Origin of the sequence: Saccharomonospora amisosensis (assembly GCF_011761185.1) — a bacterium.
In the GTDB taxonomy this organism is placed as follows: Bacteria; Actinomycetota; Actinomycetes; order Mycobacteriales; family Pseudonocardiaceae; genus Saccharomonospora_A; species Saccharomonospora_A amisosensis.
The window spans coordinates 2,307,434-2,332,771 of record NZ_JAAOYM010000001.1 but is presented as its reverse complement, the minus strand read 5'-3'; the positions used below and the strand labels follow the sequence as shown (position 1 = coordinate 2,332,771).

Genomic DNA, 25,338 nt, shown 5'->3' with positions numbered 1-25,338 from the left:
ACGTCAGGACGTCGACCGGTGACCCAGCAGGCTCCGCAACCGCTCGAGCAGGTCGCTTCGAGACGTGCAGCCAAACCGCTGCCGCATTCTGGCCACGTGATATTCCACGGTCTTCGCCGAGATGAACAGCCGCTGCCCGATCTCCTTGTAGGTGAAGCCGTCCACCACCAGCTCGGCGACCTCACGCTCCCGCTCGCTGAGCGTGCCCGTTGCGCGGCGGCCCGGCTCGCCGGTCGCAGCCTGGCTGTCCCGCCGATCATTGCCCTGCCGCGACGTCGACGGCTGCAAGGCACGGGCGCACCCCAGCAGCCGCAGCATCGCCTTGCGGTCCGTGGTGCGGATCGCGGCCTGACCGGCGAGCCGGGCCCCGTCCCACCGCAGACCCGCGGCGTGCAGCCCTCGCGCTGCCGACTCCACCACTGTGGGGTCGATGTTCCCGGCGAGCACGTCCAGCCAGCCGTGCGCGGCCGTCGCCAGCGCCTTGAAGTACGGGTGGTCGTCAGCCATCGCGGCGAGCGCCCTGACGTGAGGCTCGGCTGCGTCCAGCCGTTCACTGACGATCGCGGCGTGCATCCGGTTCCAGCGCAGCGGGGCCTCCCACAGCGGCGGGTCACCAAGCTGGTCGAGCAGTGTCTGTGCCTCCGCCAGATGTGGGGCCAACCGGTCCTGCTCGCCGAGCCTCGCCGCCACCACCGCGAGCTCACCCAGCGGCAGCAGGCAGAACAGATCGGTGGGGTGCCGCACGGCGACTTCCTTGGCTTGCTCCCAGGCGTCGCGCAGCGCACCGAGGTCGCTTTCCCTTCGGGCGATCCCCGCCCGCAGCGCCGAAGCCACCAGCGCGTCGCGAGGCTCCAGCTTGTCCGGCGAACCGCCCGCCTCGGCCAGGAGCCGCCCGGCGATGTCGGTGTCGCCGCGCAGCATCACGCCCCACGCCCGCAACAGCCGGTGCCTGCGGGCGGCGAGCGCACCTCCCATCCCGGCTGCTTCCGCGCGCCGCAGCACCGAGTCCGCGGCCGTGAACTCGCCGCAGTGCAAGGCCACGAGCGCGGCGAGCGCGGCAGGTGTCTCGGGCAGCAGTTCAGCACGGCCAACCGGTTCCAGCATCGACGATGCTCGCGTGAGGGTGGCCAGCGCGGTGACGGCACCTTCGGTCACCGACTCATGGACGCCTTGCGCCAGCCGCGTGAGGACGCTGTTGACCAGCACCGGTGGACCGCCGCAGCCGCGCCCGGCCAACAGCTCCCGCGCCTGTGCCAGTTGCCCGGTGCCGATGAGTGCGAGCACGGCGAACGCCTTGCCGGAGGCCGAACCTGCCCACCGGTGCAGTTCGGCGCTGGAGCCGAGCAGACCACGATGTGCCAGCACCGTGCCCGCGACGTTGGCGGCTGTCGCCCTGTCGGCGTCCTGTGCGCCGGAGAGCACACCGTCGGCCAGCCGCATCGCGGTGTCGAGGTCACCGCACAGCGCGGCGGCGCGTGCCCGGCGACCCGCCAGCGCGGCGGCCGGTGATCCCGCCGCCGTGGCAGCGGCGTACAACTCGGCGGCCAGTTCCGGCGAGTCCGCGAAGGCCTCGTCGGCTGCCTCCTCGAACGCCGCCGCGATGGCACTGCCGCCCACGCCCGTGCCGAGTAGCGGGCGCACCAGCGCCAGCAACGGACCACCCCGCTCGCGCTGCGCCTCGATGAGTCCTCGGTGCACGGCCAGTCTGCGTTCGGCCGGGTTGAGCGCGGTGATCGCACGCCTGGCTATCGGCAGCAGCGCACCGCCGCGGTCGAGCAGCCCGGTGGCGCGGGCGGCGTCCAGCAGTTCCCACGCGTCGTCCGCGTCGAGTCCGAGCAGCGCGGTGAGCAGTTCGGCCTGCAACTCCGGAGCCACCGCCTTGGCGAGCAGCAGCCGGTGCAGCCGGGGGTCGAGGCGGTCGAGTTCGGACTGGAACCCGATGACCGCCGCGTGCGGCACGCGGAAGGGCACTGTCAGCGGCGCCTGCTCAGCCCCCGTGGGACGCAACGCGCGCAGGACCCGGTCGACATATCGCGGGACGCCACCGGTTTGCGCCTCGAGCGCCTCGACGAGTTCGGCAGGGACTTCGTCGTGGGCGAGCACATCACCGAGCAGCGCGCGGACTCGCTCGGCGATGGCCGCGCGATCCAGCGGTCGCAGCAGCACCGTCGGACGCGTGCGTTCCAGGACGCCGGTCAGTTCGGCCAGCGCGGACGAGTACGGCCACGGTCTGCGCGCGACGATCAGCCGGCTCCGCTGCTCGGCGGCCAGTTCGGTCAGCCGAGCTACGTGGTCGGTGGGCAGCCGGTGCGCGTCGTCCACCAGGATCGCGGCTCGCGCGCATCCCGCCGGGTCGGTCAGCGCGTCGTGGGCGTCGACCACGGGTACCTCGGCGCGCCGGTAGCCGCGACGCAACTCACCGAGCAGTGCGCTCTTCCCATACCCGCCAGGAGCGACGATCATGGCGCGTAACGGCGCGAGCGGGTCGTCGGCGACGGCGGTGAGCAGCTCACCCGCCTCGTCGCCGCTGAGCAGTTGACCCACTCGCTCGGACTCGTACCGCACGCTCGGCTCCACCCCCATCACCGGGCCGGCATCCCTAGTACCCCTAGCCGGGCGACGCCAGCATCCCTAGTGCGATCGCTCGGAGACTCGGAGTGATCTCCGATGCGGACGCAGACGCTACCGGCTTACCGTCGCTTGGAACCCAAAGGTTCTTGATCTTGTCCGATATGTCCGTTTTAAGTAGCAATTCGATGGAGATAACCAATATGGGTCCGGTGCAGACGCTGCACGAATTCGCAACGAACCTCCTGAGCGACCCACAGGCGCTGGCGGACTTCGACGCCGATCCGCAGGGGGTGTTGAATGCCGCCGGACTCGGAGACGTCACCGCAGCCGACGTGCGGGAGATCCTTCCGCTGGTCATGGACACCGCACCCGCTGCCGTTGCCGAGACGCTCGGCTCCCTCGCGGCCACCGCCGACGTCACAGGCACTCTCGACAACGCCGTCACCCACGTCAGCGAGGCGGGCTCAACGCTGATCGGTGGCGTGGCCGACGTCGCTTCCGGGCCGCTGGGCGCCCTGCCTGACCTGAGCGGTGTGTTCGGCGGCGTCAGTGACGTGGCAAGCGCGACGGGGCTGAACACCGTCACCGACGGCGTGCTCAACACCGTTTCCGACGTCGTCGACGGTGTGGCCGACACCGTCGACGAGGTGCCGGTGGCGGGCCCGCTGGTGGACGCCGCCGCCACCGACCTGCAGCACACCGTGGCCGGTGTCGGCGAGCACATCTACGACGGCAAGCTCGTCGGGGCGGTGGCGGACGGCGTCACCAACCACCTCGGCGATGCCGCACTGGCAGGCGCCCTGGTCGACACCGTCAGCGGGCTGCCCGCCGTCGGTGAGCCGCTCGGCGGGCTTGTGGAGACCGTGCGGTACGAGGGCGGCGCCATGCTCGGCACCGCCAACGGTGCGCTCGGCTCCACCCCGATCGGTGAGCCGAGCGGCCAGGCACTGGCCGCCGCGAACAACGACGGCGACTTCGACGCGACGGGCGACGTGGCCGACACGCTGGACCACGTCGCGGCCGCCGCTCCGGCGCTGCCCGCCACGCCGTCCGTCGAGGACGCTGTCGGCACGGTGGAGGGCACCGTCGGCACGGTGCAGCACACCGTCAGCGACGTCACCGAGGACGTGCCCGTCGCGGGCACCGTGGTCGACGACGTCAACGACACGGTCGGCGGCCTGGCAAGCTCCGACCTCGCCCAGGGTGTCGCCGTCATGGACCCGGTCGACACCGTGATGGACACTGTGGACAGTGTCCACGTCAGCGATGTCGGCAACCTCGCGGGTGGTCTCGACGTGCCCGGCACCGACAACCTGCCGAGCACTCCGGATCTGGACCTCGGCATGTGAGCCTGCTGAGCGCCTGAACCACGCACGGGGCCTGGGCCCGGTCCCTTCGGGGAGCGGGCCCAGGCCCCGTGTCCTTTTCCATGTGTCTCACCCAGTGTCTCACCCAAAACCGGCGGGCTGGTGCTGTGTGAGGACGGCGACGGCCGCGACTTCCCGCGTGCGGGTCACCGACCGGGGCCAGATCTTCGACCTCGCGGCGTTGAACAGTTCCAACACCAGCGAGTTCGCCGGTACGCCACGTTCAGCCCCGACGGTCGGATTCTGTTCTTCAACGTGCAAAGCCCCGGCATCACCTACGCGGTGACCGGGCCCTGGGAGATGGGGCGCGCTGTAGTGCCGCCGTGAGCGTCCAGGTCGGCGGGCGAGCCCGCCGACCTGGACGCCGGGTTCATCAGGAGGCGAGGTCGAACCGGTCCAGGTTCATGACCTTGTCCCACGCGGCCACGAAGTCGCGCACGAACTTCTCCCGCGCGTCGTCACACGCGTAGACCTCCGCGAGCGCGCGCAGTTCGGAGTTCGAGCCGAACACCAGGTCGACCCGGCTGCCGGTCCACTTGACCTCACCGGTGGCCTGGTCGCGGCCCTCGAAGATCTCAGCGTCCTCCGACGTCGGCTTCCACTCGATGCCCATGTCGAGCAGGTTCACGAAGAAGTCGTTGGTCAGCGACTCCGGTGCCGAGGTGAACACGCCCAGCGAAGACTGCTGGTAGTTGGCGCCCATGACGCGCATCCCACCCACGAGAACGGTCAGCTCAGGCGCGGTCAGCGTCAGCAGGTTCGCGCGGTCCAGCAACAGGTACTCCGACGGCAGCTGGTTGGCCTTACCCCGGTAGTTGCGGAACCCGTCGGCGGCGGGCTCCAGCGGGGCGAAGGACTCCGCGTCGGTCTGCTCCTGCGAGGCGTCCGTACGGCCAGGGGTGAACGGAACCTCGACGTCGAAACCCGCGTTCTTGGCGGCGCGCTCGACCGCGGCGCACCCGCCGAGCACGATGAGGTCGGCCAGCGAGACCTTCTTGCCGCCGGTCTGGGAACCGTTGAACGCGCTCTGGATTCCCTCCAGCGTGCTCAGCACGTTCACCAGCTTGTCGGGCTCGTTGACCTCCCACTCCCGCTGCGGCTCGAGCCGGATGCGCGCACCGTTGGCTCCGCCCCGCTTGTCACTGCCACGGAACGTCGAGGCCGACGCCCACGCGGTGGAGACGAGCTGGGAGATCGAAAGGCCCGAGTCGAGGATCTGGCTCTTCAGGGTCGCGATGTCCTGCGCGTCGATCAACTCGTGGTCCACGGCGGGAACCGGGTCCTGCCAGATCAGCGTCTCCTGCGGCACCAGCGGGCCGAGGTAGCGCTGGATCGGACCCATGTCGCGGTGGGTGAGCTTGAACCACGCCCTGGCGAACGCGTCCGCGAACTCGGCTGGGTTCTCGTAGAAGCGGCGCGAGATCGGCTCGTAGATCGGGTCCAACCGCAGCGCGAGGTCGGTCGTCAGCATCGTCGGCGGACGTGACAGCGAGCCGTCCTCCGGGTCCGGCACGGTGTTGGCGCCCGCGCCGTCCTTGGGCTGCCACTGGTAGGCCCCCGCTGGGCTCTTGGTCAGCTCCCACTCGTAGCCGAACAGCGTCTCGAAGAAGGTGTTGTCCCACTTCGTCGGGGTCGGCGTCCAGGTGACCTCCAGGCCGCTGGTGATCGCGTCCCTGCCCTTGCCGGTGCCGAAGCTGTTCTTCCAGCCGAGCCCCTGCTCTTCCAGCGGAGCACCCTCGGGCTCCGGCCCGACGTACTTGTCCGGGTCGGCCGCGCCGTGTGCCTTGCCGAACGTGTGCCCGCCCGCGATGAGCGCGACGGTCTCCTCGTCGTTCATCGCCATCCGGCGGAAGGTTTCGCGGATGTCCCTGGCGGCCGCGAGCGGGTCAGGGTTGCCGTTGGGGCCTTCCGGGTTGACGTAGATGAGGCCCATCTGGACGGCGGCCAGCGGGTTCTCCAGCTCCCGGTCACCGCTGTAGCGCTCGTCGCCGAGCCAGGTGGCCTCCGGGCCCCAGTACACGTCCTCGTCGGGCTCCCACACGTCTTCCCGACCGCCCGCGAAGCCGAAGGTCTTCAGGCCCATGGTCTCGAGGGCGCGGTTGCCCGTGAAGATCATCAGGTCGGCCCACGAGATCTTGCGGCCGTACTTCTGCTTCACCGACCAAAGCAGCCTGCGCGCCTTGTCGAGGTTGCCGTTGTCGGGCCAGCTGTTGATCGGGGCGAAGCGCTGCTGACCCGCGCCCGCGCCGCCGCGGCCGTCGTTGATGCGGTACGTCCCGGCGCTGTGCCACGCCATCCGGATCATGAAAGGCCCGTAGTGGCCGAAGTCCGCTGGCCACCAGTCCTTCGACGTGGTCAGCACCTCGTCGACGTCCCTTGCCAGGGCGTCGAGGTCCAGACTCTGGAACTCCGAGGCGTAGTCGAAGTCGGAGTCCATGGGGTTGGAGACGGCGGTGTGCTTGCGCAGGATCTTCAGGTTGAGCTGGTTCGGCCACCAGTCGCGGTTGCTGGCGCCCGCGGTCGGGTGCTTGGGGTGCGCGACAGGGCACCCACCGGCGCTCTCGTCGTTCATCTCGCCGACAACGGCGTCAGGACTGTCAGACACAGGGATCCTTCCAGGAGATCGGAACTTGTGCTCAGGAACTGGTTGCGGTGGAGCAACTGGGACACAGGCCCCAGTAGATGACCTCGGCCTCGTCGATGGCGAAGCCGTGGTCGTCGGACGCGGTCAAGCAGGGGGCGGCGCCGACAGCGCAGTCGACGTCGGCGATGGAGCCACACGACCGGCACACGACGTGGTGATGGTTGTCCCCGACGCGTGCCTCGTAGCGCGCCAGCGAGCCGGGTGGCTGGATGCGCCGCACCAGACCGACGTCGGTCAGCGCGCGCAGCACGTCGTAGACCGCCTGATGGGACACTGCACCGAGGTTCTCCCGCACGACACTGGTGATCGACTCCGTGTCGGCGTGGGGATGGTCGTGCACCGCGGACAGCACCGCTACCCGAGGGCGCGTCACCCGCAGCGCGACCCCGCGCAACATGCGCTCGAAGTCCGAAGTCGTTGGCACGCTCAGCAGTGTGCCCTAATTTCTGGAATCAATCAAGAACAGCCTGCGACTCTTCCGTCGACCGCGGTACGGCTGGGTCCGCGCACGACGGTCTGCTACCCTTCGACCCATGCGTGCGCCGATAACATCGTCACTGAACGTAGTAGTGAGGCGCGTCGGCTGAACCCAGGTCGCCGACGCGCAGTGCTGTCGACCTCGGTTGTCGAATCCATCTCGGGACCTGGCCCGGATCCGTTCGGTTCCTCGAGTTGGAGTTCCACCATGTCTCTCGATGTCGGTTCCACTTCGTACCGCATCCACTCCACCCGGCCGTCGTTCCCGGCACGCCGCCGGATCGCCACGTACTTCACCGGCGGCGTCGACGGCCTGCTGGCGCTCTCGTCAGCCCTGCGGCAGGGTGGTTACCGGGTGCACGACCTGTCCGTGGACGTCCGCGACGGCGTCACCGAAGGCAGCATGGTGTGCACCATCATGATCAGCGACGGCGGCGTGGAACCGCTGCTCGACCACCTCCGAGCGCTACCCCCGGTCGTCTCCTCCGAACTGCTGTGAAGGCGAGCGTCAGCTCAATCCAGAATGGACTGCCCCCGGCAGGCCGCTCACGTGGATCAGCCCGTGATGACGGCGCGATAGATCTCCTCGAACCGTGACAGCGTCCGTTCGTGGCCGTGCGACACCGCTACGGAGCGACTGACCGCGCCCATGTCGCGTCGCATCTCCTCATAGGACAGTATCCGGTCCAGTGCCGCGGCCAGCCCCGCGACATCGCCGGGTTCGACGAGGAAGCCGTTCTCTCCCGGCGAGACCAGGTGCGGCAGCGCCACCGCGTTCGCCGCGACGACCGGGAGGCCACAGGCGAGCGCCTCAAGAGTCGCGATGCTCTGCAGTTCGGCGATGCCCGGGATCGCGAAGACATCCGCGGCCTGGTACACCGACGGCAACTGCTCGTCGGGCACGAACCCGAGGAAGTGCACGTGAGGACCCGCCCCGACCTGCTCGGCGAGCCGCTCCAGCGCCGGGCGGCGGGTGCCCTCCCCCGCGAGCACCAGTTGGGCCTCCAAGTGCCGCAGCCGTGCGAAGGCGCGAATCAGTTCGTCGAGCCGCTTCTCGGCGTCGAGTCTGCCCACGAACGCGACCGTGGGCAGGTCGGGCAGTCCCAGTTCCTTGCGGATCGCGGTGGCGGAGCCCTCGGGCGGGTGGAACCGCACGGTGTCGACTCCGCAGGAGACTGGTTCGACGTGCCGGGCGAAGCCGTGCTCGGCCAGCAGCGCCGCGGCGGTGGGAGTGGGTGCGGTGACGTAGTCCGTATGGCGGTAGACGCGGCGGAAGTCGCGCCAGGCCAGGTCAGCGACGGGCGCGTGCAGCGACCGAGGCAGGTACGGAAGCAGGTTGTCCGGCATGAAATGGTTGGTCGCGACAACGGGAATGCCGTATCGCTGCGCGGCCTTGATGGCGGCGCGGCCGATGGTGAAGTGGTCCTGCGTGTGGACCACGTCCGGCCGCACCGAGGCGACAATACGCCTGACGACGAGGGGTACTCCGGGTGGTGGGACGAAGCGCACCCTGGGATGGATCAGCAGTGGCAGCGAGCGTAACCGGTGCAGCCGCACGCCACCGTCACGGACGTCCTGCCGTGGACCTGTCTCGGAGGCGCACACCACGTGCACGTCGTGATCGCGCTCGGCCAGGCCCTTCGAGAGCCGGTCGGCGAAGAACGAACTCCCGCTGAGATCCGGCGGATAGGTGTCGGTCGCAATCAGCACTCGCATGTTCAGCTCTTCTCGGCGACATTCACAGCGGCGTACGACCGGACGAGTACCACCACACCGACGACGATGACCGCGGCCGAAAGGCCCATCGACGCGGTCCTGAGGGCCGTCTCCGGCATGGGTTCGCCCAGAACCAGCACACCGACGGAGGATGCGGCGACAGGATCGCTGATCTCCAGCATGGCGAACGCCAGCGCGAACCGTCGCATTCTGTACGCGTGTTGCTGCGCTATTCCCCCGATGGAGAGGAGCACCACGATCGCCAGGGTCAGCCAGTCGAGCACCGCCGCCGGATCGGCCACTGCCCGGTGCCCGACGACTCCTACCAGCGCGGAGCCGACCCCGAAGGTCACTCCCGCGGCCAAGCCGAGTGCGATGGCCTTGGCGCTGCCGGAGACGACGAGCCACGACACGGCCATCGCCGCGGCGTTCAGGCCCAGGGTCACGACGGTGAGCAGCAGGGCCGGGGGCAAGCTGAGCACCGGATCTTTCGGGGTGTGCGGCAGAGCCAGCAGCAGCCCGCCCAGTCCGACCACGATGGCCATGGAGCCGGCGAGTTCGGGTAGCCGGATACGACGGCGGTCCAGTACCGCCTTGGTGATCACGGCGAACAGCAGGCCAGTCGTGCCGGAGGGTTGGATGATGCTGACCGGCCCGAAGCTGAGCGCCACGACATGCAGCGCCACTCCCGCGCCGGCGAAGGCGGCCCCAAGCAGCCATCGAGGCTGCTTGACCAGGCGCAGGAAGAACCGCAACTGCCCGCCGCCCAGCGTCCAGCTTCGCACCGCCACGCGCTCCTGCAACGCCGATCCCACGGCGATGAACATGGCCCCGGTGACCGCCATGGCGACGGCGAAGGCGAGCACGGTACTCAAGCCTTCGCGCCTCCTGTCGACGGAAAGATCACGATCCACCCCGCGCCCACCAGCGGTCGCGCCCGCGGGCGCTTCGGCGGCGACACGACGGCCATGGTGGGCGAGCCCTTCGATCGAAGGTAGACCGAGGCGGGTATGTCGGCGTGTGACCCACCCGGGCTGCCCACTCTTCCGGGTCCTCACTCAACGCCACCGGGTGATTCGATGCCGTGCGTTTCCGCCATGGAGCCCCGGATGGGGGATGGCGCCACGTGAGCACCTCGACCGTCGGCTACGACTCCGTCGTCCCGGTGCCGTCCCGGTGCCGTCCCGGCGACGTGCTGGGGATCGGCCACCTACCCCACGATGTCGAGGGACCGGTGTCGCCGTCGTCAGCCCTGCGGCAGGGTGGCTACCCGTTCGACCAGCTTCGGGCACTGTCCGCGACTTGTCCCCGGTCGCGGCCGCGAGTTGGGTGAGTGTCAAACCCGGCCATCAGTCGCTGGCGCGCACGGGCTCGGAGGAAATCCGCGTCATAGCCGCGCGGTCGACGACCTTGATCCGCTCCCGGCCCTGCGCCTTCCCGAGGTCGCGCTCGTGGGCGTCGAGCCGCTGCCAGCCCGCCCAGGTCGTGTAGTCCGCGCCCTTCGCCGCGAGCAACGCGAGAATCGCCTCCGGTTCCGCGGCGGCCGGGGTCGGCAGCCGACCGCTGGCATGGTCGTCGAGCAGGCAGGCGACGGTTTCGTTCGCATCGCCCTTGGTGTGCCCGATCAGCCCGACCGGGCCGCGCTTGACCCAGCCGGTGACGTAGGTGGCGGGCAGCGGCGCACCGTCCACGCCCAGCACCCGGCCCGCCTCATTGGGAACGGTTCCCGACTCGTCGTCGAAGGGCAGCTTCGCCACCGGCTCGCTGAGGTATCCCACGGCGCGGTACACCGCCTGCACGTCCCAGTCGCGGAATCGCCCGGTCCCACGAACCTTGCCATCGCCACAGAGTTCGGTGCGTTGCGTTCGCAGCCCCACCACGTGACCGTTCTCCCCGAGCAGCTCCGTGGGTTCCTCGAAGAAGTGCAGGTGAATGCGGTGGGGCCGGGAGCCGGTATCACGGATCGCCCAGTCCTCGAGCGTGGCGGCGACCAGGTCGACCTGCTTGCTTTGCCGACGTGCCCGCACCGAGGCGTCGTCGTACCGGATGCCCTCGGGATCGACGACTACCTCCACCGTCGGCGAGTGGTCGAGTTCGCGCAGCTCCAGCGGGGTGAACTTGGCCTGCGCCGGGCCGCGGCGGCCGAAGACGTGGATATCGGTCGCACGATTGGCACGCAGCCCGGAGTAGACGTTGGGCGGGATGTCGGTGGGCAGCAACTCGTCGGCTGTCTTCGCCAGTATTCGAGCCACATCCAGCGCCACGTTCCCGGCACCGACGACGGCCACCTGCTCGGCACGCAGCGGCCACGTGCGAGGCGCGTCGGGATGCCCGTCGTACCAGGCGACGAACTCCGCCGCCCCGTGGCTGCCCGCGAGATCGATGCCGGGTATCCGCAGCCGCCGGTCCTGGTTCGCGCCGGTCGCGAAGATCACCGCGTGGTACAGCCCGCGCAGGTCGTCCAGGTTCAGGTCCGTTCCGTAGGTGACGTTGCCGAACAGCCGCACCCTGGGCCGGGCGAGCACCCGGGCAAGGGCACTCACCGCGCCCTTGATCCGAGGATGGTCGGGCGCCACCCCGTACCGGATCAGGCCGTACGGTGCGGGCAACCGTTCGAACAGGTCGATGCTGAGGTCCGTCTCGACGGCGGCTGTCGACTTCAGCAGCGCGTCGGTCGCGTACACCCCCGCGGGACCGGAACCGACGACGGCGACGCGCAACCGATGTGAGGTCATTGTCATCTCCTGGGTCATCTCCTGGGCAGCTCGGGTGCGAGCGCGCCACACACGGCGGACTCGCTGCTGGTGAGGGCAGGACTGGAACGAAGGTCAGCCGATCCCTGGGTGGCAGTTGGGCGGCAGGCGATGCCGCGTTCGTGCCCCGAAAGACTCCTGGCCACGGCTGACGACAGTCACGGCGACACCAAAGTCCTATTCGGACAGTAGGTGCGGGAGTCCGCGGTCTCCGGCTTCCCCCACCGCCGATGGTTTCGCGCAGCGGGCACCCCGGCACAGTCAGGGTTATCCCGGCAGACTCCCGCGCTCGGTCCTGAGCGCACTCACCGGACCGGTCGTCCGGCGACGAACGGGGTGTCAACGGCGGGCATGATCGCCTCCACCGGGCAAACCGGCTCGCGGGCACCGCAGTCGATGCGCTCTTGCGGGTTGGCATAGCCGACATGGGCGCTGTGTGCGCCGATGTGAATGCGGTCCACCGGACATTCCTCGGTGGGAGGCGCGGCCGGTGACGTCCAGGCAGGCGGACCCGATCACGAATGTCATGGGGTGACTCCCTTCCGCTCGGCTAGCGGCACCGACTCGTCCTCCGAGACGTGACCGAGGCCGGCGAGGATCTCGTATCGGCGGCGGGCGAAGTCGGGTTGGAACTGCCAGCCGGGGCGGCGCGGTTCGGGGATCTCCACGATGCGGCTGACCCGCGCGGGGCGTGGGGTGAGCAGCACGATCCGATCAGCCAGCAACAGCGCCTCGTCGACGTCGTGCGTGACGAAAAGGATGGTCGCTCGGTGCCGTTCCCAGACCGAGACCAGCAGTCGCTGCATTTCGGCCCGGGTCTGCGCGTCCAGCGCGCCGAACGGCTCGTCCATCAGCAGCACGCGGGGTTCGGCCGCCAACGTGCGCGCGAGTTGCACCCGTTGCCGCATACCACCGGACAGCCGCAGCGGCAGGTGCCCGGAGAAGGCCTCCAGGCCCACCTGTTCCAGCAGATCGGCGGCCATCACGTGCCGCTGCGCGCGCCGGACACCACGCAGCGCCAGCGCGAATTCCACGTTGCGCCGCGCCGTGCGCCACGGCAGCAGGGCATCCTCCTGGAACACCATCGCGCAACGCGCGCCGGGACCGGCGAGGGGCTTGCCATCGACGGTGACTTCGCCTGCAGTGATCGGTAGCAGACCTGCCAGCGCCCGCAGGATCGTGGATTTGCCGCAGCCGGACGGCCCCAGCAGCATCACCACCTCCCCAGGCTCCACGTCGAGGTCGATTCGGGCGGCCGGGCCGTCGGAGTAGTCGATGTGCACATCACGCAACCGCACCGGCGCCCCGGTCAGCTGGGGCCGCACGCCCGGGGTCATGCCGTACCCTCCCCCGGTAGCCAGCGATTGACCTTCCTGCCGACTCGCTCGATGAGCCAGGAGGTGCCGAAACCCAGCGCTCCGATGGTGAGCATCCCGGTCATCACCCCGGCGTAGTCCAGCAGCGAGTACGACATCCAGGTCCAGTACCCGACACCGAACTGGCCGGAGATCATCTCCGCGCTGATCACGCAGATCCAGGCGACGCCCATGCTGACCGACAGTCCGGAGAAGATCGCGGGCATCGCCCCAGGCAGTACCACGTGTACGAGCACCTGCCTGCGCGAGGCTCCTAGGGTCCGCGCCGCATCCGTCCACACGCCAGGCAACGTCTTCATCGCGTGGATGGTGCCGACCGTGACTGGGAAGAAGGCGGCGAAGAAGGTGATGAACACGATGCCCTGCTCGCTGGTCGGGAAGAGCAGGATCGCGATCGGCACGAGTGCGATCGCGGGGATGGGCCGAGCCACCTCGACGAGGGGACGCAGCAATGCGGCCACCTTTCGCGAGCGGCCGACGGCGATGCCGATCAGCACTCCGCTCACCGCCGCCAGGGCGAATCCCGCCAGGATGCGCCGCAGGCTCGCCAGCACGTGGCCGTAGAACAGGCCGGACTCCAGTTGTGTGAGCAGGGACGTGGCCACCTGCGCCGGTGAGGGCAGCTTGTCGAACCGGACCCAAGCGACCACGTCGTGGCTGGTGAGCAGGTGCCAGACAAGTACGGCCACCACGATCGGGAGCAGCGGCAGAAACCGGTGCAGTGTCCTGATCAGCCGGAATATCGGCTGGATGCGGGGAACCGTTGTCACGTCGGAGGTCGGCAGCGGGGAAGCCGAAGGCAACGCTGGGGACTCGGTAGTCGTCATCGTCACTCCTTACCCAGGTCCCTGGCCGCGGCCAGCGCGGACGGATAGTCGAGCACGGTGGCACCGGACTTGCCCTCGGCGTATTCCTCCGCGTCGGCGACGGTGCCGAACGGCAGCAGTCGGGCGTTCTCGGCCGCATCGGGGTCGTTGACCCAGGTCGCGGCTTGCCCGAAGATGCGCGTACCGGAGGCGGTGTCGGGCACGTAGAGCGCCCGGTAGGTCCCGCCTCGTGCGACGAGCCGCAGCAGGCAGGTCGCGGTGGCCGCCACGGTGGTGGAGGAGGCCTCTCGCGGCCACGCCTCGGACGCGGTCTTCGGGTCGCCCACCTCGGTATCGCAGACCTCGTCGGTACCGGTGATCGTCGCGGGGTTGGCCAGTGACGCCGTCATCGCGTCGAACTCCTCGCCAAGCACATCGGCCAGCGGCTTGTCGTCCACGAACGCGTCGACGTCGAGTTCCTCCAGCGCCCCCAGTTCCTTCAAGAACGGCAGCCCGGTCCTCACCGCGTCGATCAGTTCCCGCTTTATGGTGGGATCGAAGGTGACCGCGCCGTTCGGACCGTTGTAGAGATAGACCACCTCCGGTGGCAGGCCGGTGGCCTCGGCGACCTTCAACGCAGCTTCCAGTGGGTTCTCGTGCAGGTACTCGGTGGCCTCCAGTTGCGCCCGCAGGAACGCCCGCAGTACCTCGGGATGCTCACCGGCGTAGCGCTCGTTCGCCACCACGCCGTGGAAGGTGGGTACCCCGGTGTTGCCGTCGTGCAGCAGCCTCCCCTCGCCGGAGAAGATCACACGTTGCGGGAACGGCACGAACTGAGCAAGCGCCGCCACCTGACCGGACTCCAGTGCCGTAACGCCGACCGGCGGGTCCTGTCCCAGCAGCTTGACGTCCTCCACGGCCATGCCCGCGCTGTCGAGCGCGCTCACCAGGTTGCCGTGCGCCGTGGAACCGAGACTGGTCGAGACCACCTTGCCACGAAGGTCGGCGATGGTCTTGGCGTTCGAGGAGCTCGGCACCACGACCTGGTTCAGCGAGCCTCGCAGGTTGTAGCCGGTGACGCTGACCCACCGGGTCTTGACGTCACCGAGATTCGCCGTCTTGGCGCCGTTGACCGACAGTGGATAGTCGCCCATCGAACCGATGTGGACCTTGCCCGCGATCATCTCGGCGGTCAACGGCGGGCCGGATGCGAAGTCGTGCCAGGTGACCTCGTACTTCTTGCCGCTGTCCGCGCCCGCTTCGGCTAGCTTTTCCTCCAGCAAACCGAGTTCACGCATGAGCGTGCCCGCCGTGACAGTGTTGATGGTCTTCGACTGGTAGCCGACGGCCACAACGACGGTGTCCGAGTCCGCCGCGCCCGTGGCACACGCCGTGGTGGTCAGCAGCACGGCCATGACGGTGGCGCCTGCTCGGGAGAGTCGCTTCATGGTCGCTCCATTCAGCGCAGCAGGTAGGGGATGTTGACGGTGACGGCGTCCACCGGGCAGCGCGCCGCGCAGGGCCCGCAGTACCAGCACTCGTCGACGTGCATGTAGGCCTTGCCGGTGTCGGGGTTGATGGCCAGCGAGTCGAGCGGGCACATGTCGACGCAGAGGGTGCAGCCGTCGATGCACTTGAGTTCGTCGACCGTCACCGGTACGTCGACACGGGTGTTCACTTGAGCCATTCCGGGTTCCTTTCCGTGACGCGGAGCGCCTTCTCGTGGGAGCGATCCGTCAGCGGTCGTGGTCGGTCGCGGTCAACCCCATGCGGGCGAACGCGCGAACATCGGCGTCCACGTCGGACCGCGCGTGTTCGAGTGCCGCGCGCACGGCCGGCCTGCCCGCGATCCGGGGCAGCAGTGCCCGTACCGCGGCCTTGCGTACGTCGAGGTTGCCGTCGGTGGCGGCGGTGATGAGGGGACCGACCGCGTCGGCAGGGTCGGCGGCGGACAGGGCGGCGGCGGCTCCCTGCCGAACCTGCCATGCCGGGTCGGTCAGTGCCGAGGCTGCGATGGCGACGGCGGCTTCGGTACAGCCGGTGGCGGCCATGCCGTTCAGAGCGGCTGCCCGGACCAGTGGGTCGCTGTCCCCGGACAGCGTGATGAGCGTGGTGACGCCACGGGGGTCCCCGACGGCCGCGACCGCGCGGGCGACCGCGAGCCTCACCGTCGCGCTCGGATCGGCGGCCGCCGCGTCGATGGCATCGAGCGCGTCCAGCGATACCAGCCCGAGAATCGCCTCGGCGCGTACGTACTCGACCGAGTCGTTCAGCAGACCGGTCAGCTCCGCCTCCGTGCTCAACCCGTGCCGCCACAGGGATCCGATCGCGGCAATCCGCACGGCGGGGTCGGGTTGGGTCGTGGCGGCACGCAGGGCGTCGGCGAACTCCGTCCCGGCGATCAGCACCTCGCGCAGTTCGGCGAGCAGGTCGATCGCGCGATCCCGGACTCCGGCGTCGGGGTCCGCCAGCGCCGCGGCGAACACCGGGGAGGCCTCGGCCCAGTCCTCGGCGGCCTCACTGAGCACGGACAACGCGGTGCGGCGAACTTCGGCATCGGGATCGGCGAGGTAGCCGGCCAGTTCTTCCACCGTGGGAGCTTCGTCCGCGAGTTCGAGCAGGGCGAGGATGCGTGCGGAGCTTCGGCCTGCCATGCCTCACCTCCATGCCGCGGCGAGTTCGTCGCCGACGGGCGTGGGGTCGTCGGGGACCCCGTCCGGCCTGGTGAACCCGGGGACCGGGACGATGTAGGGCTCGACAGGACGGCGGGTGAACGCCATTTCGCCGGTGCCGGCCTTGTGCAGGTTGAGGTGGCAGAACCAGGCCGCGTCGTCACGCTCAGGGTGGTCGTCGCGCTGGTGGTACAGGCCCCATCGGCTCTCGGTGCGCTCAAGCGAGGCGCGGGCGGCCATCTCGGCGCAGTCACGGATGAAGGTGACCTCCGCGCAGCGCATCAGTTCGTGCGGGGTGCGCGCACCCATCTCGGCGATGTCGGTGTGCATTCGCTCGAACGCCTCGATGCCGAGCCGGAGGTAGCGTTCGGTCTTGGGCGGCTGCAGGTAGTCGTTGACGAAGCGGCGCAGCTTGTACTCCACCTGCGGCTGTGGCGGGCCGTCGGGGTTGGCCAGCGGGCGGTAGATCAGTTCGTGCGCACTGAGGATCTGCTCCTCCGGAAGCGCGGGGCGCTCGGCCGTCGCGGCGTAGCGGCTGGCGTGCTCACCCGCGATGTCGCCGTAGACGAAAGCGCCGATCATGTAGTTGTGCGGCACGCAGGCCATGTCGCCCGCCGCGTACAGGCCGGGCACCGTCGTGGCGGCGTGCTCGTCCACCCAGACACCGGACGCGGAATGCCCGCTGCACAGCCCGATCTCGGAGATGTGCATCTCGATGTCGCGGTCGCGGTAGTCCGTGCCGCGATTGGCGTGGAAGGTGCCTCGGGTCGGTCGCTCGGTCGTGTGCAGGATGCCCTCGATCTCGCTGATCGTGGCGTCGGGAAGGTGCGAGAGCTTCAGGTAGATCGGCCCACGTGCGCTGTCCAGCTCGCGCTTGACCTCGGCCAGCATCTGCCCGGACCAGTAGTCGCAGTCGACGAACCGGTTACCCTCGGCATTGACCTGGTACCCGCCGAAGGGGTTGGCCACGTAGGCACACGCGGGACCGTTGTAGTCCTTGATCAGTGGGTTGATCTGGAAGCACTCGATCCCGGACAGCTCGGCGCCCGCGTGGTAGGCCATCGCGTACCCGTCACCGGCGTTGGTCGGGTTCTCGTAGGTGCCGTAGAGGTAGCCGCTGGCAGGCAAACCCAGCCTCCCGCACGCACCCGCGGACAGCACGACCGCGCCCGCCGAGATGGTGACGAACTCGCCGGAGCGCGTGTCGAACCCGGCGGCTCCGACGGCCCGACCGGCCACGGTCAGCACCCGCACCGGCATGACCCGGTTCAGCATGGTGACCTTCGAGCGCACCTCCCGCGCGCGTAGCTTGCGGTACAGCACCTTCTTCACGTCGCGGCCCTCTGGCATCGGCAGCACGTAGCTGCCCGAGCGATGGACCTTGCGCACGGCGTACTCGCCGTGCTCGTCCTTCTCGAACTTCACGCCGTAGCCCTCGAGCCTGCGCACCATGTCGAAGCCACGGGTGGCGGTCTGGTAGATCGTGCGCTGGTTGACGATGCCGTCGTTGGCCACGGTGATGTCGGCGACGTAATCCTGCGGCGTGGCCTTGCCCGGCACCACGGCGTTGTTCACCCCGTCCATGCCCATGGCCAGCGCACCGGAGTGGCGAACGTGGGCCTTGTCCAGCAGCAGTACGGTGGCGCCGTGCTGTGCGGCGGTCAGCGCGGCCATCGTGCCCGCGGTGCCACCGCCGACGACGAGGACGTCACAACTGAGCTCTTGGCGCTGCCGCGGCGGGGGAATGTGCACGGGTGATCTCCTTAACTGGTCGGTGCCGACTAGGGGTGGAGCGGACAGGGATGCGGGCTGCGAGCCAGCACGCCGGACAGTGAGAGCCGGTCGCCGCGGTAGCGCAGGAACTCCAGGTCGACGGGCCTGCCCGCGTGGGAGTGGGTGAGTCGTTCCACGAACAGCAACGGTGACCCGTCGGCGACGTCGAGCAGGTCGGCGACCACCACGTCGGCCGCGACCGCCTCGATCCGCACGCTGGCTGCTCCCAGCGGCAACCCGAGTTCGCGTTCGATCAGGCAGAAGACGTCGTTGCGGACCAGGTCGAGTTCCAGCAGCGGGCCGCCGATGTCGGCTGGTAGGTAGCTCGCGTCGAGTGAAAGCGGTTCGCCGTCGAGGGAACGGACCCGCTCCAACGCGACGACCTCTTCACCCGGTCGCAGCCCGAGCCGTTCCGCGACGATCGCCGTTGCGGGTACTCGCTCGGCCCACAGCACCCGGTTGACAAGGCGGTCGCCGCCGCTGTCGAAGCTCTCCGCTAGGCCCCGCAGCCGGTCGAGACCATGCACGACCTTCTCCGACACGACGAAGGTGCCCGAGCCGGGAATCCGGTCAACCAGTCCTTCACCACGCAGCAGCGTGAGGACCTCGCGCACGATGTTTCGGCTCGCGTTGAAGTCGGCGGCCAGCTGCGACTCCGACGGTAGCGGCTCGGCCCCGTAGACACCCGCGAGAATGCGGGCCCGCAACACATCTCGGATCCGACGCGCCGGCGCGCGGCGGCGGCCTGCGAGCGTCCGGGTGGCGCGGTGTTCGGTCATGCCGGAAAGGCTCGGCACGGTGTATTACGTGACCGAGTTGCGCCAATTACGCGGCGGTTACGCCACTCCCCCGGCCACTCAAAGCGCGCTGGCCAGCGAGAACAGTCCTAGATACGGCCAAGGCGCCACCCATTTCACCGTCCCCGCCAGCCGGCGCGACCGGCAGGGACCGTGATGTCGAAGCCGCGAACCGGGTTCGGCGAGCGCGCCTCACGCTTCCGCGCCATGCGCGACGGCGTGGCGGGTGTGGTGATGGTGGAGGGCCTGCTCGTCCTCGTGCCGCCGCGCGGGCTTGAGATCGAAAACCACCCGCTTCACGTTGCCCGTGAAGGGGTACGGTGCCTTGTCCTCGTAGTTCTCGTCCACGACAAGGCCGTTGTCGCGGCCGATGTCCAGCCCGGCGTAGGAGGAGAAGGTGATCGGCACGGTACGGGGCAGCCTGCCCTCGCCGATCTTACGGCCGGCTGCCCACAGGGTGACGGTGCCAGCCGTGCCGGGCTTGTTCTCGTCCGCCTCGAACAACAGCTTCACCGTCACCTCGCCGTTGGGAACGGGCTCGGTGGAAACCTGCCGGTAGGTCTCGATGCCGAGGAATGAGTAGGTATGCCGGAGCAGCCCGTCCTGGCCGACCCAGAGCGCGAACCCGCCGGTGAAGTCGGCGTTCGCGACGAGGACACCTTCGCCGCCGCCTTCGGGCACCTCCAGCTCGGCCTCGATCTCGTAGGACCTGCCCGTGATTCTCGGAATCATGCCTCGCTGCACGTTCTGCACATCGCCCGCGAACGTGTATCGGGTGACCGGCGGCAACGGCGGCAGGATCTCGAAGAAGACACACAATCCTCCGAGCAGGGGCAGCACCCGGTTGCGTTCGGCCTCGGACCACCACAGCTGTTTCAGTTCGTTGAGTTTGTCGGGATGTTCGCTGGCCAGGTCGTGTGCCTGGGAAAAGTCGTCCGGCAGGTAGTACAGCTCCCACGTCGCGTCCTGCTCCCATCCGCCGGGACCGAGACGCTGCAACGTCTCCGGGCTGAAGTCCCATGGGGCGCGGTCGAGCCTGCTGCACGCCCACCAGCCGTCCTTGTAGATCGACCTGCTGCCGAAAGCCTCCGAGTACTGCACCGTGTGCCGCTCCTTGGCATCGGCGTCGTCGAAGGTGTACAGGAAGCTGGTGCCGTCCATTGGTTCCTGGCCGATCCCGTCCACGGCCTTCGGCTCCGGGATCCCGGCGGCTTCGAGCACGGTCGGAGCGATGTCGATGCAGTGGGTGAACTGCGACCGGATTCCGGTGTTCCTGATGCGCCGCGGCCATGCCACCACCATCGGGTCGCGCGTGCCACCCAGGTGGCTGGCGGTCTGCTTCCCCCACTGGAACGGCGTGTTGTTCGCGTGCGCCCACGCCGCGGCGAAGTGCGGAGCGGTGTGGGCGCTGCCGAGTTCCTCGATCCCACCGTGCGCCTCGATCAGTTCCAGCTGCTGCTCGGGATCGAGCACCAGACCGTTGAGGAAGGTCATCTCGTTGAACAACCCGGTCGTCGTGCCCTCCATGCTGGCGCCGTTGTCGCCCCAGACGTAGAAGATGAGCGTGTTGTCCAGGTCGCCTGCTTCCTCGATGGCGTCAAGCAGGCGGCCGACGTTGTAGTCGGCGTTCTCCGAGTAGCCCGCGAAAACCTCCATCTGGCGGGCGTAGAGCTTGCGCTGTGCGGCGGTGAGCGAGTCCCAGGCGGGGAACAGGTCGGGCCGCTCGGTCAGTTCCGTGTTCTCAGGCACGATCCCCAACCGCTTCTGACGCTCGAGCGTCTCGCGGCGGTAGACGTCCCACCCCTGGTCGAACTTCCCCTTGTACCTGTCCGCCCATTCCTTGGCGACGTGGTGTGGTGCGTGGCTGCAGCCGGTCGCGTAGTACATGAGCCATGGCTTCGTGGCATCCTGTGCGCGCACCGCGTGCAGCCACTCGACGGCCTTGTCGGTGAGGTCGTCGGGGAAGTAGTACTGCTGGCCGTTCTTGCCTTCCGGCACCCCCAGCACGGAGTTGTCCTGGGTGATGATGGGGTCGTACTGTCCGGCCGCGCCGCTGAGAAAGCCCCAGAAGTGGTCGAAGCCCCAGGACAGCGGCCACCGGCTGAACGGACCGGCCGCGCCCTGCACGTCGTCCGGAGTGAGGTGCCATTTGCCGAAACCACCGGTGACGTAGCCGTTCTCCTGCAGGATGCGGGGCAACGCCGCGCAGCTTCGCGGTACCGATGCGCTGTAGCCGGGGAACGGACCGGCGAACTCGGCGACGGACCCGAAACCGACCCGGTGGTTGTTGCGGCCGGTGAGCGTCGCTGCGCGGGTCGGGGAGCAGACAGCCGCGAGATGGAACCGGTTGTAGGTCAGGCCCAGCTGCTGCACGCGCGACAGGTTGGGCGTCTCGATCGCACCTCCGAAGGTGCTCGGCCCACCGAAGCCCGCGTCGTCGATGAGCACGATCAGCACGTTGGGGGCCCCGGCCGGAGGTGTTGGGGTCGACACGATCGACCAGTCGGCCACCGAGGTGTCGAGGGTCGGTCCGGCCACCCCGCCGAAGCTCGGGTCTGGGATCGGCAGCACCGTCCGGTCGGGGCTGAGCTTACTCATCGCCTCGCTCAGCGAGTCGCGCAGCGCGCCGATGCCACCGTTCTCGCTCTGCACCAGGGACCGCGTTCGCGCGGCTTCGAGCGACTGTTCAACGGCGAGCAGGTGGGTGTCGTCGAAGACGACGACGATTCCCGCTGAGCCGGGCGGTATGGTCTCGCCGATGCTGTGCTGAACACGCTGCTGCAACCGGCTGGCGCTGAACTTGCCCGCAAGCCACCCGACGAGCGCACCGGTCGCCACCGTGGACGCGAGCAGGAACGGCGCGAACAGGCCCACAGCCAGGCCGACGCCGCCGCCCCATCGTGCGCCCGAACGGCCCAGGTGGTCACCGGTGAGTTCGACGGCGAACTTGCCAGGCTTCTTATGGGTGACGAGGAGGACCCCCTCTACCGCCACCTCCCGCCGTTTCACCCTGGTGACCAGCCGCTTGAAGTCGGTTCTGCCCGTCTCCACATCCGGGTAGCCCGCCAGGAGAACATCGGTTGGCGCCTGAGCCATCACACAGCTTCCTTTCGCTCCGGTTTGCCGCCGTGGCATCGCTGCCACGTGTTCGCGCTGCCGCAGGTGCACGGGTCGTTCCTGCGGCGACCGGCATCCGCCTCGGCGTACCATTCCCGCACACCGCCGGGTTCCTCGCCCCGTCGCAGCAGGTCCGCCATCACGCGCATCGGCTTGTCGATGTGTCGGAAGAACCGCCGGTAGCCCTCGCAGAGGTAGTGCAGGCCCGGCTCCCCGTCGGGCGTGGTGAGGAAACGGTCCTTGGGGCAGCCGCCGTTGCAGGCGAAGCGGACATCACACCGACGGCAGTAGTCGGGAAGCGAGTCCACTTTGGCCCGGCCGAAGGCCCGCTGCCGGGGTGAGTTGGCCAACTCCAGGAGCGTGCAGCCCTGCGCGATGTTGCCGAGCAAGTGTTCCTGCTCGACGTAGTGGTCGCAGGAGTAGACGTCGCCGTTGTGTTCCAGCGCCAGCGCGCTGCCGCAGGTGCGGGCGTGTACGCACATACCGACCTGGTCCATGCCCAGCCAGTGCGCCAGCGCGGTGTCGAAGACCTGGACGAACACCTTCCCGACGTCGTGGCGCACCCACTCCTCGAACGCCTCCACGAGGAACTGGCCGTACTGCCCCGCGCTCACGGAGCGGGGGCTGGCCACGTCGCGTGCGGACTCGCGTTCCACCACGGGAATGAACTGGACGAATCGCGCGCCGAGCTGGTCGCGCAGAAAGATGTAGACCTCCCGGCCATGGTCACCGTTGGCGGCGTTGACCGTGGTCAGTGCGTTCCAGTCGACGTGGTGCTCACGTAGTACGTCGAGCCCACGCATCACCCGGTCGAAGGTCGGTTTGCCGGCCTTGTCGACGCGGTAGAAGTCGTGCATCGGCCGGGGTCCGTCAACCGAAAGGCCGACGAGGAAGTCGTGCTCGCGAAGGAACTCACCCCACTCGTCGTCGAGCAGGGTGCCGTTCGTCTGTAGCGTGTTGAGCACCCGCTGGCCGGGACGGCGCAACTTCTCCTCGAGTTCCATCGTGCGCCGGAAGAACTCCAGACCCATCATGGTCGGCTCACCACCCTGGAAGGCGACCACGACTTCGTCGGCGCCGGCGTGGGCGGAGAGCAACTGGTCGAGATATGCCTCGTGCACGTGCGATTCCATCCGGAAGCCGCTGCCCGGGTAGAGCTGCTCCTTGGACAGGAAGAAGCAGTACTCGCAGTCCAGGTTGCAGATCGCCCCGGTGGGCTTCGCCATGACGTGGAACGCGGAGGGAGCCATAGACCCTCCATCGTTTCGCCGGCCGCGCGCTGTGCCTTCGCCCACCGAGGGCGAAGGCACAGCTGTCACCTGATCGAGGGTGGGCCGCGGTGCGGGAATCCGACAGGCACGTCGCGCGGCCACGGCGACCACTGACGAGGCCGGGACGCTAGCGCTGAGCCGCCGGGACCGATTCCTGATCAGGCCCGCTTGCGCAGCGTGAACCAGAACGTCGGGACGGGGTTGGTGCCGGGTACGGCGGCGGTGAGCTCCCACTCCGGGAAGCGGCTTCGCAGTTCGTCGGCGGTGACACCCGTTTCGTCGTCACCCTCGAATGCCCCTGGCCCGTAGCCGAACATCAGCAAGTGCGCGTTCGAGGCGGCCAGTCGGGTGACTCCCTCGGCGTAGGCGTCACGACGATGGAGCGGAATCCCGCAATAGCAGCTCAGATCGAAGAACAACGTAAACGGTCGCCTCACCGGTAGTTCATCCAGGCGCGTGACATCACCACGCAGCAACACCGGGTGCACATTCGCACTGCGCGCCTTCCGCCGTGCGCGGCGGACGGCGCGGCCGATCAGGTCGACGCCCGTCACGTCCCAACCGTGACGCGACAGATATACCGTGTTCGTACCGGTGCCGCAGCCGAGGTCGAGCGCCCGGCCAGCAGGCAGCGCGTGCGTGCCTTCCACGAGTTCGGCGAGTTCGGGTGCCGCTACACCGCTGTCCCACGGGGGCTTGCCCGAGAGGTAGAAGACCCGCAGCGCTTGCTTGAACATGATCTCCTTCGCGCGGTCGGACCGGCCACCCATCCTGCTCAGCCTGCCCGCAAGCCTTGTCAGGTTCATCGTGATCCCTTCCGATATTTTCTTATCACAACTCTAGATTTCTACTCCAGATATACTCGCGTCATGAGCGGTGTCAAGCAGCCGGACGGGCGGGCAGAGCGGTCCCGGCGAACGCGCGCCAAGATCATCGCGGCGGCGACCGAACTGTTCGTCGCGAAGGGCTACGGCGCGACCAGCCTGCGGGAAGTCGCGGACCTGGCCGGTGTCGCCGTTCAGACGATCTACTTCGTCTTCCACAACAAGCGCACGCTGTTCAAGGAGATGGTCGACGCGACGATCGCGGGCGATGACGAGCCGGTCGCGACGATGGACCGGCCCTGGTTCCGCGAGGCGTGTACCTCACCCACCGCGGCCGAACAGTTGCGCGCGCACGTCCACGGCACTGCCGCGATCCTCGAACGCGTCGCGCCGCTGACGAAGGCCATCGACACGGCGGGCGCCAGCGACCCTGAGATCGCCACGCTGTGGAACTATCAGGAGAACCCCCGGTATACCGTGCACGCGGCCGCGGCGCAGGTACTGGTCTCGAAGCCGGACGCGCGTCCAGGTGTATCCGCCGAGCACGCGGCCGACCTGCTGTACGGGTTGCTCAGCCCCGAGCTGTACCTGGTTTTCGTACGCGACCGCGGCTGGTCGTCGGCGCGGTGGGAAGACTGGGCGCGCGCGACCCTGCAGGCCCAACTGTGTGCCGACGGCGCTGGCCCGGCCGGCTAGCTCACCTCAGCGTCTGGTTGGTGGCAGTCGATCGATCGGTGGCTGTGCCCGCGAGACCGCCGCCGTGCCCGTAGGGAAGGGCAAGACCTGGTACCGTTCCCGGCTCGCTGGCCGGCCGCTACGCGCCCGCCTTCACCTTCAAGATCGCCACCGCGACCCTCCTTCCGCACCCACGAGCGAGGTGTTCGCCTCCCACTTCGGTGCACTCGCCAGGCGGGGCGGCCGCAAAGTGCGCAGAGACGTCCTGCGGATGCCTCCCGAACTCGGCTCGCCCGTGCGGGAGCTGGTGATCGGCGCGGCCCTGGCGTTCGACATCGTGCACAACAAAGGCACCACCAAGCCCTCCGGCTGGTCCTGGCACGCGGGCTGACGAGCTCCGCGGGCTCGACCTTGAAGCCCCAGGCCACGTGTCCACCTTTCCCTCCGTTCCGGAAGGGGTGGTGTGACGTTACCCGCGAGCAACGAATTCCAGGTGACT

At 68.8% G+C, this 25,338-nt stretch carries 23 protein-coding genes; 6 read left to right on the top strand and 17 right to left on the bottom strand.

Annotated features, from left to right (window positions below; all coding sequences use genetic code 11):
- Positions 1-3 precede the first annotated feature (3 nt).
- A complete protein-coding gene (locus FHU38_RS11395; protein ID WP_313886738.1) occupies positions 4-2,565 on the bottom strand; it encodes a helix-turn-helix transcriptional regulator in 2,562 nt (853 codons plus the stop codon).
- 191 nt (positions 2,566-2,756) lie between these two features.
- Between FHU38_RS11395 and FHU38_RS11390 the strand changes: the two genes are divergently transcribed.
- Positions 2,757-3,920: an IniB N-terminal domain-containing protein gene (locus FHU38_RS11390; protein ID WP_167169984.1), complete on the top strand. Its 1,164-nt coding sequence runs from the start codon at positions 2,757-2,759 to the stop codon at positions 3,918-3,920.
- 391 nt (positions 3,921-4,311) lie between these two features.
- Here the strand turns inward: FHU38_RS11390 and katG are convergent, their stop codons facing one another.
- A complete protein-coding gene (gene katG / locus FHU38_RS11385; protein ID WP_167175954.1) occupies positions 4,312-6,510 on the bottom strand; it encodes a catalase/peroxidase HPI in 2,199 nt (732 codons plus the stop codon).
- A 64-nt stretch (positions 6,511-6,574) separates the two neighbouring features.
- Positions 6,575-7,006 (bottom strand): Fur family transcriptional regulator, encoded by a 432-nt coding sequence (locus FHU38_RS11380; protein WP_167169981.1) that lies wholly within the window; start codon positions 7,004-7,006, stop codon positions 6,575-6,577.
- Positions 7,007-7,267: 261 nt separating this feature from the next.
- On the opposite strand from FHU38_RS11380, the gene FHU38_RS11375 reads away from it, so the two are divergent.
- Positions 7,268-7,558 (top strand): hypothetical protein, encoded by a 291-nt coding sequence (locus FHU38_RS11375; RefSeq protein ID WP_167169978.1) that lies wholly within the window; start codon positions 7,268-7,270, stop codon positions 7,556-7,558.
- Positions 7,559-7,614: 56 nt separating this feature from the next.
- Here FHU38_RS11375 and FHU38_RS11370 read toward each other — a convergent pair whose 3' ends face one another.
- Positions 7,615-8,775, bottom strand: a complete 1,161-nt coding sequence (locus tag FHU38_RS11370; RefSeq protein WP_167169974.1) for a glycosyltransferase — start codon at positions 8,773-8,775, stop codon at positions 7,615-7,617.
- 2 nt (positions 8,776-8,777) lie between these two features.
- Positions 8,778-9,641 carry a DMT family transporter gene (locus FHU38_RS11365; protein ID WP_313886874.1) on the bottom strand — a complete coding sequence of 288 codons (864 nt, stop codon included), beginning with the start codon at positions 9,639-9,641 and terminating at the stop codon, positions 8,778-8,780.
- A 260-nt stretch (positions 9,642-9,901) separates the two neighbouring features.
- Here FHU38_RS11365 and FHU38_RS11360 point away from each other — a divergent pair, with 260 nt between their 5' ends.
- The gene (locus FHU38_RS11360) at positions 9,902-10,108 is read left to right on the top strand and encodes a hypothetical protein (protein WP_167169968.1); all 207 of its coding nucleotides are present in this window, start codon (positions 9,902-9,904) and stop codon (positions 10,106-10,108) included.
- A 16-nt stretch (positions 10,109-10,124) separates the two neighbouring features.
- Here FHU38_RS11360 and FHU38_RS11355 read toward each other — a convergent pair whose 3' ends face one another.
- The 9 genes from FHU38_RS11355 to FHU38_RS11320 all read right to left on the bottom strand — a co-directional run bounded on the left by FHU38_RS11355 (position 10,125) and on the right by FHU38_RS11320 (position 18,934).
- Positions 10,125-11,510 carry an FAD-dependent oxidoreductase gene (locus tag FHU38_RS11355; protein WP_167169964.1) on the bottom strand — a complete coding sequence of 462 codons (1,386 nt, stop codon included), beginning with the start codon at positions 11,508-11,510 and terminating at the stop codon, positions 10,125-10,127.
- 323 nt (positions 11,511-11,833) lie between these two features.
- On the bottom strand, positions 11,834-11,989 hold the full coding sequence (locus tag FHU38_RS11350; RefSeq protein ID WP_167169961.1) for a hypothetical protein: 156 nt from the start codon (positions 11,987-11,989) through the stop codon (positions 11,834-11,836).
- A 63-nt stretch (positions 11,990-12,052) separates the two neighbouring features.
- Complete coding sequence (locus FHU38_RS11345; protein WP_167169958.1) at positions 12,053-12,865, bottom strand: ABC transporter ATP-binding protein; 813 nt, start codon at positions 12,863-12,865, stop codon at positions 12,053-12,055.
- On the bottom strand, positions 12,862-13,731 hold the full coding sequence (locus tag FHU38_RS11340; protein ID WP_167169955.1) for an ABC transporter permease: 870 nt from the start codon (positions 13,729-13,731) through the stop codon (positions 12,862-12,864). Before FHU38_RS11340 ends, FHU38_RS11345 begins: the two co-directional genes overlap by 4 nt.
- A 2-nt stretch (positions 13,732-13,733) precedes the next feature.
- On the bottom strand, positions 13,734-15,158 hold the full coding sequence (locus tag FHU38_RS11335) for an ABC transporter substrate-binding protein (protein ID WP_167169952.1): 1,425 nt from the start codon (positions 15,156-15,158) through the stop codon (positions 13,734-13,736).
- A gap of 11 nt (positions 15,159-15,169) precedes the next feature.
- Positions 15,170-15,397, bottom strand: a complete 228-nt coding sequence (locus tag FHU38_RS11330; RefSeq protein WP_167169949.1) for a 4Fe-4S dicluster domain-containing protein — start codon at positions 15,395-15,397, stop codon at positions 15,170-15,172.
- A 49-nt stretch (positions 15,398-15,446) separates the two neighbouring features.
- Entirely contained in the window at positions 15,447-16,364 is a 918-nt protein-coding gene (locus FHU38_RS27355) for a HEAT repeat domain-containing protein (protein WP_243852236.1), read from the bottom strand.
- A gap of 3 nt (positions 16,365-16,367) precedes the next feature.
- The gene (locus FHU38_RS27350; protein ID WP_313886737.1) at positions 16,368-18,134 is read right to left on the bottom strand and encodes a fumarate reductase/succinate dehydrogenase flavoprotein subunit; all 1,767 of its coding nucleotides are present in this window, start codon (positions 18,132-18,134) and stop codon (positions 16,368-16,370) included.
- A gap of 29 nt (positions 18,135-18,163) precedes the next feature.
- On the bottom strand, positions 18,164-18,934 hold the full coding sequence (locus FHU38_RS11320) for a GntR family transcriptional regulator (protein ID WP_167169946.1): 771 nt from the start codon (positions 18,932-18,934) through the stop codon (positions 18,164-18,166).
- Here FHU38_RS11320 and FHU38_RS11315 point away from each other — a divergent pair.
- Complete coding sequence (locus FHU38_RS11315; protein ID WP_167169943.1) at positions 18,933-19,109, top strand: hypothetical protein; 177 nt, start codon at positions 18,933-18,935, stop codon at positions 19,107-19,109. The genes FHU38_RS11320 and FHU38_RS11315 overlap by 2 nt on opposite strands.
- Positions 19,110-19,144: 35 nt before the next feature.
- Here the strand turns inward: FHU38_RS11315 and FHU38_RS11310 are convergent, their stop codons facing one another.
- The 3 genes from FHU38_RS11310 to FHU38_RS11300 form a co-directional block, all read right to left on the bottom strand.
- On the bottom strand, positions 19,145-22,048 hold the full coding sequence (locus FHU38_RS11310; protein WP_243852235.1) for an arylsulfatase: 2,904 nt from the start codon (positions 22,046-22,048) through the stop codon (positions 19,145-19,147).
- A complete protein-coding gene (locus FHU38_RS11305) occupies positions 22,048-23,319 on the bottom strand; it encodes an anaerobic sulfatase maturase (protein ID WP_167169937.1) in 1,272 nt (423 codons plus the stop codon). Before FHU38_RS11305 ends, FHU38_RS11310 begins: the two co-directional genes overlap by 1 nt.
- 179 nt (positions 23,320-23,498) lie before the next feature.
- On the bottom strand, positions 23,499-24,146 hold the full coding sequence (locus FHU38_RS11300; RefSeq protein WP_167169934.1) for a class I SAM-dependent methyltransferase: 648 nt from the start codon (positions 24,144-24,146) through the stop codon (positions 23,499-23,501).
- A 63-nt stretch (positions 24,147-24,209) separates the two neighbouring features.
- Between FHU38_RS11300 and FHU38_RS11295 the strand changes: the two genes are divergently transcribed.
- Together FHU38_RS11295 and FHU38_RS11290 are read left to right on the top strand one after the other, a co-directional pair.
- Entirely contained in the window at positions 24,210-24,860 is a 651-nt protein-coding gene (locus FHU38_RS11295) for a TetR/AcrR family transcriptional regulator (RefSeq protein WP_167169931.1), read from the top strand.
- A gap of 181 nt (positions 24,861-25,041) precedes the next feature.
- The gene (locus FHU38_RS11290) at positions 25,042-25,230 is read left to right on the top strand and encodes a hypothetical protein (RefSeq protein WP_167165475.1); all 189 of its coding nucleotides are present in this window, start codon (positions 25,042-25,044) and stop codon (positions 25,228-25,230) included.
- Positions 25,231-25,338 lie beyond the last annotated feature (108 nt).

Bases quoted from the DNA above. Each gene is read 5' to 3' on its own strand.
- FHU38_RS11390 (WP_167169984.1), top strand. From the start codon at position 2,757: ATGGAGATAACCAATATGGGTCCGGTGCAGACGCTGCACGAATTCGCA.
- katG (WP_167175954.1), bottom strand. From the start codon at position 6,510: ATGAACGACGAGAGCGCCGGTGGGTGCCCTGTCGCGCACCCCAAGCAC.
- FHU38_RS11375 (WP_167169978.1), top strand. From the start codon at position 7,268: ATGTCTCTCGATGTCGGTTCCACTTCGTACCGCATCCACTCCACCCGG.
- FHU38_RS11370 (WP_167169974.1), bottom strand. From the start codon at position 8,775: ATGCGAGTGCTGATTGCGACCGACACCTATCCGCCGGATCTCAGCGGG.
- FHU38_RS11355 (WP_167169964.1), bottom strand. From the start codon at position 11,510: ATGACCTCACATCGGTTGCGCGTCGCCGTCGTCGGTTCCGGTCCCGCG.
- FHU38_RS11345 (WP_167169958.1), bottom strand. From the start codon at position 12,865: ATGACCCCGGGCGTGCGGCCCCAGCTGACCGGGGCGCCGGTGCGGTTG.
- FHU38_RS11340 (WP_167169955.1), bottom strand. From the start codon at position 13,731: ATGACGACTACCGAGTCCCCAGCGTTGCCTTCGGCTTCCCCGCTGCCG.
- FHU38_RS11335 (WP_167169952.1), bottom strand. From the start codon at position 15,158: ATGAAGCGACTCTCCCGAGCAGGCGCCACCGTCATGGCCGTGCTGCTG.
- FHU38_RS11330 (WP_167169949.1), bottom strand. From the start codon at position 15,397: ATGGCTCAAGTGAACACCCGTGTCGACGTACCGGTGACGGTCGACGAA.
- FHU38_RS27355 (WP_243852236.1), bottom strand. From the start codon at position 16,364: ATGGCAGGCCGAAGCTCCGCACGCATCCTCGCCCTGCTCGAACTCGCG.
- FHU38_RS11315 (WP_167169943.1), top strand. From the start codon at position 18,933: ATGCCGGAAAGGCTCGGCACGGTGTATTACGTGACCGAGTTGCGCCAA.
- FHU38_RS11320 (WP_167169946.1), bottom strand. From the start codon at position 18,934: ATGACCGAACACCGCGCCACCCGGACGCTCGCAGGCCGCCGCCGCGCG.
- FHU38_RS11310 (WP_243852235.1), bottom strand. From the start codon at position 22,048: ATGGCTCAGGCGCCAACCGATGTTCTCCTGGCGGGCTACCCGGATGTG.
- FHU38_RS11305 (WP_167169937.1), bottom strand. From the start codon at position 23,319: ATGGCTCCCTCCGCGTTCCACGTCATGGCGAAGCCCACCGGGGCGATC.
- FHU38_RS11300 (WP_167169934.1), bottom strand. From the start codon at position 24,146: ATGAACCTGACAAGGCTTGCGGGCAGGCTGAGCAGGATGGGTGGCCGG.
- FHU38_RS11295 (WP_167169931.1), top strand. From the start codon at position 24,210: ATGAGCGGTGTCAAGCAGCCGGACGGGCGGGCAGAGCGGTCCCGGCGA.